Origin of the sequence: Streptomyces sp. CB09001, from assembly GCF_003369795.1 — a bacterium.
Lineage (GTDB): Bacteria > Actinomycetota > Actinomycetes > Streptomycetales > Streptomycetaceae > Streptomyces.
Genome location: NZ_CP026730.1, coordinates 6,937,737 through 6,949,512 on the forward strand (window position 1 = coordinate 6,937,737; position 11,776 = coordinate 6,949,512).

Genomic DNA, 11,776 nt, shown 5'->3' on the forward strand with positions numbered 1-11,776 from the left:
GAACCGGCCGGTAGGAGACGGTCACCGGGAAACCGCCCGGCGGCGCGGAGCACCACCGCGTCGTCGGGCTTCCGCCGCGCCCGGGATCCGGCCGGGTGTGCGCTCGACCGGCACGCGGGGGTCGTCCTCGACGCGTTCGGCGTTGAGCTCGTTCACCGCGCCGAGCGCGTCGCCGATCGTCGCGTAGTCCACCGCGATGAAGTTGACCGGTCTGCCGCGCTGCCGTTCACAGGTGTGCGCCCGCTCCAGCACCCGCTGCCGCGAGTTGACGACCCCGGCGTCCAGCCGCAGCCCGCCGCCCGCCGTGACGAAGTGGTTCAGCAGGAACAGCCGCTTGTCCGAGCCGCCCCGGTTGGGCAGGCACGACATCTCGTCCGGGCTGCGGAAGGCGAAGGGCGTCTCCATGCCGTACCGGTAGAGGTTCCGGTACCAGGGCGCGGGTCCGTCCGCCTTCTCCGCGAAGACGACCAGCCGCCGACCGCTGTCGATCATGTCCCCGAGCTTCGGCCACGGCCGGTCCGGGTCCCGGTCCGGCTCGTACAGCAGGTCCGAGAGACCGGCCCGGACGAAGGCGTCCCGCGTCGTCACCGCGTCCACGCCGTCCTGGAGGATCAGCGTCACGATCTCCGTGGGGTTGTCGCGCAGCCACTCGCCGATCTGCCGCAGCGTCGGCTCCAGTTCGAGGGCCCCGGCGCCGCACACCGAGTGGCACAGCCACAGGCCCGGATGAGGCGGGTTCACCCGTTCCAGGATCGCGGTCAGCCGACGGCGCTCGGCGGGGGAGAAGTCGGAGGTGCTCAGCCGCTCCGCGACCTCCTCGGGCCGCTCCCAGCGGTGGGTGTCGAGCAGCAGGACCCGCGACCCGGCGTCCAGCTGACCGACGATGTCCGGGTCCTGGAGGGGACCGATGAACCGGTCCGCCGTCGTCGCCATCGCGTTGTGCGACGCGAGCTGGGCGATCTCGTCGTAGCGGGCGTCGCACAGCTCGGCACTGCCCTGGCAGATGCGCGGGGAGGAACCGGTGATCGCCACCGGCGCCAGCATCGTCCCGACGAGAGCGACGGCGGTGACGGTGAAGGTCAGCGCCGGAACGTGCCGCGGATCGGTGAGCACCGGCACGCTGGGCCGGGTCTGCCAGACCCAGCCGACGGTGATCAGCAGGGCGCCCGCGGCGAGCAGGATCACCGCGACGACGACGGCCGTGGTCAGCAGCCGGTCGAGCGCGGCGGCCTGCACGTCGGCGAGCAGCCCCGTGGCCGCCGGCGGCCAGGACGTCGGGGTGCCGAACAGCGTGTCGCCCAGCGTGAGCCGCAGCACGAGCACGGTGAGCGCCATGAGTGAGGCGGCGGCGGCCGGCACCCAGCCGAGCGGGATCAGCCGGCGCTTGGCGGGCGACGGCGTCAGGAACCACAGCAGGGTGAGCGCGGCGGCGCACAGCACGGCCGCCGCCGGTTCCACCACCTCCTGGAAGAGCCGGGTGACCGTGCGGGCACGGTCCAGCGGAGCCAGTGCCTCGGTCCCGGGCCCGACGTCGACGGTCACCACCCACGTGCCCTGCCTCGCCTCCCGCAACAGCTCCTCGGCGGCGTCCCGGACCTGGTCGGTCAGGGCGACCGGGGCGATCGCGGCCAGGGCGGCGGCCACGTCGCCCCGGTCCAGGGCCGTCATCACGGTCGATCTGACGCCGTCGCGCGTCGCGCCGTCCGGCACCAGCCGCATCAGCGCGTCCGTGGCCGCGCCCGCCTGGCTGTGGGACAGCGGCAGCGTCGGCAGCTCGTCCAGCGGCGCCTCACCGGCCACCACCCGCGCCACCAGCTCGCTCAGATGCTGCACGAAGGCCTGGAAGTCGGGTTCGGACCGCTTCTGCAGCGCCGCGACGGCATCACCGAAGTACGCCTGGCTGAGCCGTTCGACGTTCGCGACGACGGGCTCCAGGTCGACCGTGATCCGCAGCCGCTCGCGGTCGCCCTCCAGATAGTGGACCATCTCCGCGATCTGCCCCTGGCCCATGGTCCGCAGCGTCTCGGGCGGGACCACCACCTTGAGGTTCGAGGTGATGGTCGACTGCGGAACGGGCAGCCGCTCCAGCAGGTCGCTGGTGAACGGCGTGCTGCGCGGGTCCACCAGCACCTCGTCGTAGAAGCGCTGGTAGGCGTGCTCGTCCTCCAGCACCTGGCCGTAGAACCCGGGGTCCAGCACCGTACTGCGGACGACGGCCGCCGCGGCCAGGACGGTCAGGCTCAGCACGGCCACGCACCAGACCAGCACCTCCACCCAGGGCGGGCGCCGAACCAGTGCGTTCATGGAACCATTCTCGTATCAGCCGGCCGTAGTACCGCACGGCGCCCGGACGGGGCGTGCCCTCACACGCATGCCCCGGCCCGGGCCGGCCGATACCCGTCAGCCTCCGCCGGGCGCCCCGTCCGGTGCGGCGCTCCCCTGCGGATGGACGCAGTGCCACCGATGTGCCCCGGGTCCCTCCGCCGCCGGGAAGACGGTGGCGCAGGCGTCGTCCGCCTTCCAGCAGCGGGTGCGGAACGGGCAGCCGGAGGGCGGGTGGGTGGCCGAGGGCACCGGACCGTGCAGCACGATCCGCTCGGGGCGCTCCAGCAGGCTCGGCGTCGCGGAGAGCAGCGCCTCGGTGTACGGGTGCCGGGAGGCGCCGGAGACCTCGGCGGCCCCGCCCTCCTCGACCACGCGGCCCAGGTACAGCACCGCGATGCGGTCCGCGAGATATCGGACCGTCTGCACGTCGTGCGAGATGAACACCATGCCGAGGCCCAGCCGGGCGCGCAGGTCCACCAGCAGGTTGAGGATCTGGGCGCGCACCGACACGTCCAGGGCGCTGGTGGGCTCGTCGGCGACGATCAGCTCCGGCTCCAGGGCCAGGGCGCGCGCGATGGCCACCCGCTGGCGCTGGCCGCCGGACAGCTGACCCGGCAGCGCGTCCAGGGTGTGCCCGGGCAGCCCGACCAGGTCGAGCAGCTCCTCCACCCGTTCCTCCCGCTCGGCCCGCGTGCCGCGCCGGTGCACGTCCAGCGGGTCGCGCAGGATCCGGCGCACCGGCAGCCTCGGGTTCAGCGCGGTGGAGGCGTCCTGGAAGACCACGCCGACGGCGGCTCCGAACCCGGTGCGGCGTTCGGCGGCGCCCATCGTCCACAGGTCCCGGCCCCGGAAGTACACGTGTCCCTCGGTGGGGCGCTGCAGTCCGGTGACCACGCGGGCCAGCGTGGACTTGCCGCAGCCCGACTCGCCGACCAGGCCGAGGATCTCGCCGCGCCGGACCTCCAGCGTGGTGTCGGTCAGGGCGTGCACGGCGTCCCGGCGCAGGATGCCGCCGCTGCGGGCCCGGTGCCGTACGTGGATGCGGTCGAGCCGGACGAGTGGGTCCATGGTGCTGTCCTCGGTGGCGGTCATCGGGCACCCTCCAGCGACTTCGCGGGTCCGGACCCGGAAGCCGGTCCGTTCCCGGCGGGCGTCCGGCTCGCGGACGCCGGGTGGTGGCAGGCGAAGAGGTGGTCCGGGCCCGCGTCCCGGTCGGTGGCGGGCGGCGGGGTGGTGGCGCACAGGTCGGTGGCGGCGGCGCAGCGGGACGCGAACCGGCAGCCCGGACCGAACGCCCTGGGGGCCGGTACGACGCCGCGGATCTGGTGCAGCCGCTCGGCACCCGACTCCAGCGAGACGACCGAGCCGAGCAGTCCCCGGCTGTAGTGGTGCGCCGGGTCGGTCAGCAGCGCGCGGGTGTCACCGGCCTCGGCGACCTGACCGGCGTACATCACCGCGACCCGGTGGGCGAGGTCGCCGACCAGGGCCAGGTCGTGGGAGACGAGGACCATCGCGAAGCCCAGTTCGTCGCGGAGCCGGACCAGCAGCTCGACGACCTGGGCCTGCACGGTGACGTCGAGGGCGGTGGTCGGCTCGTCGGCGATGAGCAGGCGCGGGCCGCGGGACAGGGCCATCGCGATCAGCACCCGCTGGCGCTGGCCGCCGGACAGCTCGTGCGGGTAGCTGCGCAGGGTGCGCTCGGGGGAGAGGCCGACCAGTTCGAGAAGCTCGGCGGGGGTACGGGTGCCGCCGCGGGAGGTGAGCCACTTCAGCTGGGTGCCGATCAGCACGGAGGGGTTCAGGGACGACATGGCGTCCTGGTAGACCATCGCGATCTCCGGGCCCATCAGCGCCCGGCGCTCCTTCGGCGTCAGCTTCAGCAGGTCGCGGCCCCGGTAGCGGATCTCGCCCTCGGCCTCGGCGTTGCGGGCCAGCAGGCCCATGATCGCGAGGCTGGTGATGGACTTGCCGCAGCCCGACTCGCCGACCAGGCCGAGGGTCTCGCCCTCGCGGACGGTGAAGGAGATGCCGTCGACGACGCGGGTGTCGCCGTAGCGGTCCGGGAAGCGGATGGACAGGTCCCGTACGACGAGCAGGTCGGCGGCGTCCTCGGCGAGCGGCGGCACGGCGGGCTCCATGGCCGCCAGCCGGGTCGCCAGCTCGGCGAGCGCGGCGCTCACCTCGGCCTCCTCGGCCGCCGGCGCGGGTGCGGCGGCGTCGTCGTCGGAGTCGGTGCCGCCGGTGCGGGACTTGTCCGGGGAGGCGGCGGCGTCCGTCATGCCCTCGGAGAGCACGTTCAGCGCCAGCACCGTGACCAGCACGCACAGGCCCGGGAAGAGCGTCGCCCACCAGCCGCCGGACAGCAGGATCTGCCGGCCGTAGGCCAGCACGCTGCCCCAGCTCGGGTCGGGGTCCTGCACACCGGCGCCGATGAAGGACAGGCTCGCCTCGAAGATGATGGAGTCCGCCACCATGACCGTCGCGAACACCAGCACCGGCGCCGCGCAGTTGATCGCGACGTGCCGGGCCACGATGTAGCCGCGGCGGGCGCCGACGACCCGCTCGGCGGCCACGTAGTCCTCGCCGTACTGCTCCAGCACGCCTGCCCGCACCACGCGGGCGAGCGAGGGCGAGTAGACGAACGCGATGGTGAGGATGATGACGGGCACGCTGGGCCCGAAGACCGCGACCAGCACGGCGGCCAGCGCGATCGGCGGGAAGGACATGACGACGTCGAGCGTGCGCATCACCGACTCGTCGGCGAGCCTGCGCGAGGTGGCCGCCAGCGCGCCCAGCGCCGAGCCGAGGACCAGGGCGAGCAGGGTCGCGCCGAGTCCGATGACCAGGGAGTAGCGCGCACCGTGCACGACGCGGGCGAACACGTCGCGCCCGGCCCGGTCGGTGCCGAACCAGTGGTCGGCGCCGGGAGCCCGGGCGGGGACGCCGGTGGCGAGCGGATCCTGGGTGAGCAGCGGGGCGAAGACCGCGCCCAGGACCACCACGAGGAGGACCCCGAGGGCGATCCGGGAGGACAGGGGCAGCCGGCGCAGGCGGGTGCCGGGCCGGGCGAGGTGCCCGGCGAGGGAGCGTGGAGCGAACATCACACCGTCCTGATGCGCGGGTTGACGAGCAGGTAGAGCAGGTCGACGACGACGTTGACCACGAGGAAGGCGATCGCGATGGTGAGCACGGTGCCCTGGACCAGCCCGACGTCGCCTCCGTTGACACCCTCGAGGATCAGCTTGCCCATGCCGGGCAGGTCGAAGATCGCCTCGATCACGACGGCGCCGCTGAGCATGTAGCCGACCTTGACTCCCAGCACGGTCAGCGGGGTGACCAGCGCGTTGCGCAGCACGGACCGGATGATCAGGAATGGCGGCAGGCCGCAGCCCCTGGCGGTGCGCACGTAGTCGCGGTCGAGTTCGGTGACCATCGAGGTGCGGACCAGCCGGGCCAGCGACGAGGCGACCGGCAGGGCGAGGGAGACGGCGGGCAGCGTCATGCTCTCGATCCAGCCGGAGAAGGAGTCGGCCGGGTTGACGTAGCCGCCGGTCGGCAAGAGCGGCGTGTTCAGCGCGAACTGCTGGATGAGCAGGACGCCGATCCAGAACGAGGGCAGGGCGATGCCGGCCATCGACAGCACCCGGAAGACCTGGTCGGGCCAGCGGTCCCGGTGGACGGCGCTGAGGACGCCGAAGACCAGCGCCAGCACGACGGCCAGCGCCAGGCCGAGCAGGGTCAGCTGCAGGGTGAGCGGGAACGCGGTGGCGATCCGGTCGGTGACGGGCTGACTGGGCGACATGGTGACGCCGAGGTCCCCGTGCAGCAGGTCGCCCAGGAAGGCGAAGTAGCGCACGGGCAGCGGGTCGTCGAGCCCGTGCGCCTCGGCGAACGCCGCTCGCGCCTCCGGGCTCGCCGACTCGCCCAGCGCGTTGTACGCGGGGTCGGTCGGCGAGAACTGGAGGACCACGAAGACCAGCAGCGCGATGCCGAGGACCATCACCGGCATCATCGCGACGCGGCGCAGCGCGAGCCGGAGAAATGCAACCATCGTGAGGTTCCTAGCGATTGGGTGTGCGGAGTCAGGCCCGGCCGACGTCGATGAAGGACAGTCCGGTGGTGGGCAGCGGCTCGAACCCGCTCAGTGCTCCCTCCCGCCAGGCGGTGGGCAGCTTGCGGTGCAGGATCGGGTACAGGGCGGCCTCGTCGGCGACCAGGTCGGTGACCTGGCCCCACAGCTCCTTGCGCCTGGCCTCGTCGGCCTCGGCGGCGGCCTTGTCCAGCAGCGACCTGGTCCGCTTGTAGGCGGAGCTGCCCTTCCACCCGTAGCGGTTCTCGGGCCAGAAGCCGTAGTAGAACCAGCGCAGCAGCAGGTCGGCGTCGTTGCCGAAGACGGACGGGTCGCCCGGCGCGGCCAGTGCCTCGAAGTCGCCCTGGTCGATCTTGGCGTACTGCGCGGGGGACTGCTGGATGTCCAGCTCGGCGTCGACACCGACCGCGGCCCAGCTCTCCTTGATGAGCGGCGCGATGTCCTTGACCCAGCCGTTGTCGGTGAGCATCAGCGTGAAGGACAGCTTGCCCACGCCCGCCTCGGCGAGCAGCTTCCTGGCCCTGGCCGGGTCGTGGGCGTAGACGGTGGCGGCCTTGTGGTAGTCCGGGTGCGTGGCCGGGACGTAGCCGGAGGCGGCCTCGGCGTTGCCGAGCAGCGCGGTGGAGATGATCTTCTCGGTGTCCAGCGCGTAGTGCAGCGCCTGGCGCACCCGCTTGTCCCGGAACCGCTTGTCGGCGCAGTTGAACATGAGGAAGAGCAGCCCGAAGGACTGGACCGACTCCACCTTGTCCTTGCCGGTGAAGCCCTCGACGTCGATGTAGGGGACGTCCTCGATGGCCTGCACACGACCGGACTTGAGCGCGCTGACCCGGGCGGACGGGTCGGACATCAACCGCCAGATCATCTTCTTGGCCTTGGCCGGGTGCGGGCCGTTGTACTTGTCGTACGCCTCCATGACGATCTTGTCCTCGCGGACCGCCGACACGAACTTGTACGGGCCCGAGCCCACGGGCCGGGCGTCGAAGGACTTGGCGTCGGCGCCCGCGATCTTCTTCGGCACGATCCGCACCACGGATATGCGGGAGGGGAAGAGCGCGAAGGCGTACTTCAGCTTGAACTCCACCGTCGACCCGTCGACGGCCGTGACCCGGTCGATGAAGGGGACGAACTGCGCCATCAGCGAGGCGTTCGCCTCGTCCAGGACCCGTTCGAAGCTGAACACCACGTCGTCGGCGGTGACCGGCGAGCCGTCGTGGAAGGTCGCGCCCTCGCGCAGGGTGGCCCGGTAGGTGGTCGCGTTGATCTTCTTGGGCATCCCGGTCGCCAGCGCCGGCCGCGCCACGAGGGTGGCGGGGTCGAGGTCGACCAGCCCCTCGAAGATGTGCATGTTGGCCGCGTACGGCGTCGCACCCGAGGTGATCATCGGGTCGAAGCCGGTGGAGAGCGGGTAGGAGAGCCCGGCCTCGATGGTGTCGCCGCCGCTGCCCGAACCGCCGCTGCCGTCTCCGCTGGAGGCCGGGCCCCCGCAGGCCGTCAGGCCCGTGGTGACCGCGGTCGCCACACCGATGGCACTGGTGTATCTCATGAACGTGCGGCGATCGACGCCGGCTGCACTGCGCGCGGACAAGGAGTCCTCCAGGCGGGAGATGAGGGTCGAGCAAGGTGGAGGAGGCGAGTGTGGGGTCGGCGCCTCACCGACAGTGCGTCAGACGTCTGATGTCTGATGCTTGATAACGTGGGAACGTAGCCGGGCAAGTGAGAGGGGTCAAGAGGTGGCGGTGGGGCAAAGGGCGATTCGGCGGAGAGAGCCGGAGCCCAAGACGGCACGACAACCGTTGCGGCAGGAGGTCGTCGACGGCATCAAGGCCTACATCCTGCGCAACGACCTGCGACCGGGGGATCCGCTGCCGACCGAGCCCGCCCTGTGCGAGGCGCTCGGCGCGAGCCGGTCCAGTGTGCGGGAGGCGATCAGGATCCTCACCGCGCTCGACATCGTCGAGGTGCGGCACGGGCACGGCACCTACGTCGGCAGGCTGAGCCTGTCCGCCCTGGTGGAGAGCCTGACCTTCCGCGGCCTGCTCAGCCCCGACGACGACTTCCAGGTGATGAGCGACCTCATCGAGGTCCGGGAGCTGTTCGAGCGGGGCATGGCCGAACGGCTGGTCTCCTCGCTGGACGAGGAGCAGATCGACCGGCTCGAGGCCCACGTGGACGAGATGCGCAGGGCCGGCGCGGGGGAGGGGCACGGGTTCGTCGAGGCGGACCGGGCCTTCCACACCCTGCTCCTGGCTCCGCTCGGCAACGACCTCATCGGCCAGCTCTCCGCGGCCTTCTGGGACGTCTACGTCATCGTCGCGCCGCATCTCGACGTGTTCACCCGCGAGCACGAGGCGGCCACCATCGCCAACCACCAGCGCATCGTGAACGCCGTGCGCGACCGTGACCCGGTCGAGTTCGCGGCGGCCCTCGCCGAGCACTACGCGCCGGTGCGCCTGCGGATCGAGGAGGCCCGCGCCCGGCGCTGACCGGGTCGCACGGACGGCGAAGGCGCCCCCGCCGGGGGCGCCTTTCCCATGCCCGGCGTCCAGCGGCCCGGCGCGCGGCCGGAGCGCCGGGCACTTGACGGTCGTCTTCGGGATCTCTAATGTCCTCGATCAGCAGACATCAGACGTCTGCTGATCGAGAGTGAACCGCTCTCCTCGCCGGGGCCGGTCCGGCCGGTCCCTCCCGTTCCTCCGCCGCTGCGCCGCGCGCACGCCTCACCCACCGGGGCCCCTCCATGCCACTGACGGACCTCACCCTCGCCCAGTGCCTGGCACTGCGGCCCAACCTCGACGAGCCCACCGACCTCGACGCCTTCTGGGAACAGACCCTCCGCGAGGCCCGAAACGCCGGCGGCACACCCGGCTTCACCCCGGTGGACACCGGCCTGACCGAGGTGACGACCTACGACGTCACGGTGCCGGGGTTCGCCGGCGAGCCCGTCCGGGGCTGGCTGCACCTGCCCGCCCGCGGGAGCGGACCGCTCGGCTGCGTGGTGGAGTTCCTCGGCTACGGGCGCGGTCGCGGCCTGTCGCACGAGCAGGTGCTCTGGGCCAACGCCGGTTACGCCCACCTCATCATGGACACGCGCGGCCAGGGCTGGTCCACCGCCGGCGGCGACACCCCCGACACCGCCGCCCTGAACGGCACCGTCCCCGGGTTCCTCACCCGTGGCGTCGAGAGCCCCCACGACCACTACTACCGGCGGGTGTTCACCGACGCCGTGCGTTTCGTGGAGACCGCCCGCGCCCACTCCGCCGTGGACCCGGACAAGGTCGTCGTCACCGGCGTCAGCCAGGGCGGCGGCATCGCCCTCGCGGTGGCCGGCCTCGTACCGGGCCTGGCCGGCGTGATGCCCGACGTCCCCTTCCTCTGCGACATCCGGCGCGGCGCCACGATCGCGGCCCGGCCGCCCTACACCGAGGTCGCCGAGTACCTGCGCCTGCACCGCGACCGCACCGAGGCCGTCTTCACCACCCTGTCCTACGTCGACGCCGCCCTGCTGGCCGCCCGTGCCACGGCCCCGTCGCTCTTCTCCATCGCGATGATGGACGACATCTGCCCGCCCTCGACGGGCTTCGCGGCCTACCACCGCTACGGCGGCCCCAAGGACCTGCGCGTCTACGAGTTCAACGGCCACGAGGGCGGCGGCGGCCACCACCGCCGCGAGCAACTCGCCTGGGTTCGCGAACTGCTGACCGCACCCCGCCCCGACGCCCGTACCACCCCGACCGCACTGCACGACCCCCAACTCGCCTGATCCCTCACCCGAGAGAGGCCTGTTCATGCAGCGAAGAGTCACCCTGGCCATCGGCACCGCCGCCCTGGTCGTCCTGGGCACCACCGTCCCCGCCGCCCACGGCGCCGACTCCCCGCGCAGGGCCGCCGCGGCCGCCGGGACCCTCACCTCGCAGGACCTCGCCACCGCGGGCACCGGCTCCCCCTACTACCGCATCCCCGCCCTGACCCGGACCACCAAGGGCACGCTGCTCGCCGCCTACGACGCCCGCCCCACCCTCGGCGACCTGCCCGGCAACATCGGCGTCGTCCTCAGGCGCAGCACCGACGGCGGGGCCACCTGGCAGGCCCAGCAGGTGGTGCGCAAGGACGCCGCCCCCAAGGGCTACGGCGACCCCAGCCTCCTCGTCGACCGCGAGACCGGCCGCGTCTTCGTCTTCTACGCGGCCTCCGTGAACCAGGGCTTCTTCGGCTCCGCCACCGGCAACGACGAGAGCGACCCGGACGTCCTCCAGGCCGACTACAGCTACTCCGACGACGACGGCCTCACCTGGAGGCACGAGCGGATCACCGCCGACATCAAGGACCCGGCCTGGGCCGGCATGTTCGCCGCCTCCGGCGAGGGCATCCAGCTGCGCCACGGCGCCCACAAGGGCCGCCTGATCCAGCAGTACGCCATCCGCAAGGACGGCGCCAACTACGCCGTCAGTGCCTACAGCGACGACCACGGCGCCACCTGGAAGATGGGCACCCCCGTCGGCCCCGGCGGCGACGAGAACAAGACCGTCGAGCTGTCCGACGGCCGCGTCATGCTCAACAACCGCTCCAGGCCCTATCGGACGGTCGCGTACTCCACCGACGGCGGCGTCACCTACAGCTCCTTCCAGCAGGACGCCGAGCTGCCGGATCCGGCCAACAACGGCTCCGTCACGCGTTTCGCGCCGAACGTGGCCGCCTCGCACCCGAGGGCCTCGTGGCTGATGTTCAGCAACACCGCGACGACCGGCAGCCGCAGCAACCTCACCGTCCGTCTCTCCTGCGACAACGGGCAGAACTGGCCGGTGCGCAGGACCGTCGAGTCCGGAGCGGCCGCCTACTCGACGCTCACCCCGCTCGGCGACGGCACCGGACCCAACCCGGGCATGGGGCTGCTGTGGGAACGGGGCAACGTCGACCACATCTCCTACTCCTCCTTCGACCTGAAGTGGCTCGGCGGAGTCTGCGCGCCGGTCACCGTCACCTCGCCCTCCTCGCTGCCCGCGGGGCGTACCACCACCGTCACCGTCCGCGTGGTCAGCCAGAACGACGTGTCCCTCCCCGCCGGCACCGTCTCCCTCGACCTGCCGGAAGGCTGGAGCGCCCCCGAGGCCGTCGTGCCCGCACTCGACCCCGGCCAGGGCGCGAACATGAAGATCCCCGTCACGGTCCCCGCGAACGCCGCCGCGGGTGACGCCAGGACGACCGCCGTCTACGAAGTCCGCGGCTCGCAGCACTCCTACGGCGACAAGACGTTCACCGTCACCGAGCCCTGACCGGCCAGGAGCCGCCGGGCGCCGGTGTCCAGGCGCCCGGCGGCCCCGTACCACCCGTTCCGCCATCCGCACAGCCCAGGAGAAACAC

8 protein-coding genes are annotated in these 11,776 nt (G+C 72.4%); 3 read left to right on the top strand and 5 right to left on the bottom strand.

Translation table 11 applies throughout. The features are described from left to right. Positions 1-21: 21 nt before the first annotated feature. The 5 genes from C4J65_RS31815 to C4J65_RS31840 form a co-directional block, all read right to left on the bottom strand. Positions 22-2,304, bottom strand: a complete 2,283-nt coding sequence (locus C4J65_RS31815; RefSeq protein ID WP_115745530.1) for a PI-PLC domain-containing protein — start codon at positions 2,302-2,304, stop codon at positions 22-24. A gap of 96 nt (positions 2,305-2,400) precedes the next feature. Then, positions 2,401-3,417 carry an ABC transporter ATP-binding protein gene (locus tag C4J65_RS36240; protein ID WP_162833448.1) on the bottom strand — a complete coding sequence of 339 codons (1,017 nt, stop codon included), beginning with the start codon at positions 3,415-3,417 and terminating at the stop codon, positions 2,401-2,403. Next, positions 3,414-5,426, bottom strand: a complete 2,013-nt coding sequence (locus tag C4J65_RS31830; RefSeq protein WP_115745531.1) for a dipeptide/oligopeptide/nickel ABC transporter permease/ATP-binding protein — start codon at positions 5,424-5,426, stop codon at positions 3,414-3,416. Before C4J65_RS31830 ends, C4J65_RS36240 begins: the two co-directional genes overlap by 4 nt. Beyond that, the gene (locus C4J65_RS31835; protein ID WP_115745532.1) at positions 5,426-6,376 is read right to left on the bottom strand and encodes an ABC transporter permease; all 951 of its coding nucleotides are present in this window, start codon (positions 6,374-6,376) and stop codon (positions 5,426-5,428) included. Before C4J65_RS31835 ends, C4J65_RS31830 begins: the two co-directional genes overlap by 1 nt. Positions 6,377-6,407: 31 nt before the next feature. Then, entirely contained in the window at positions 6,408-7,961 is a 1,554-nt protein-coding gene (locus C4J65_RS31840; RefSeq protein ID WP_115746733.1) for an ABC transporter substrate-binding protein, read from the bottom strand. Positions 7,962-8,169: 208 nt separating this feature from the next. Here C4J65_RS31840 and C4J65_RS31845 point away from each other — a divergent pair, with 208 nt between their 5' ends. The 3 genes from C4J65_RS31845 (at position 8,170) to C4J65_RS31855 (ending at position 11,688) form a co-directional block, all read left to right on the top strand. Beyond that, positions 8,170-8,901 carry a FadR/GntR family transcriptional regulator gene (locus C4J65_RS31845; protein WP_205351179.1) on the top strand — a complete coding sequence of 244 codons (732 nt, stop codon included), beginning with the start codon at positions 8,170-8,172 and terminating at the stop codon, positions 8,899-8,901. A 254-nt stretch (positions 8,902-9,155) separates the two neighbouring features. After that, positions 9,156-10,178: an alpha/beta fold hydrolase gene (locus tag C4J65_RS31850; RefSeq protein ID WP_115745534.1), complete on the top strand. Its 1,023-nt coding sequence runs from the start codon at positions 9,156-9,158 to the stop codon at positions 10,176-10,178. A gap of 25 nt (positions 10,179-10,203) precedes the next feature. Beyond that, positions 10,204-11,688 carry an exo-alpha-sialidase gene (locus C4J65_RS31855; RefSeq protein WP_115745535.1) on the top strand — a complete coding sequence of 495 codons (1,485 nt, stop codon included), beginning with the start codon at positions 10,204-10,206 and terminating at the stop codon, positions 11,686-11,688. Positions 11,689-11,776: the final 88 nt, after the last annotated feature.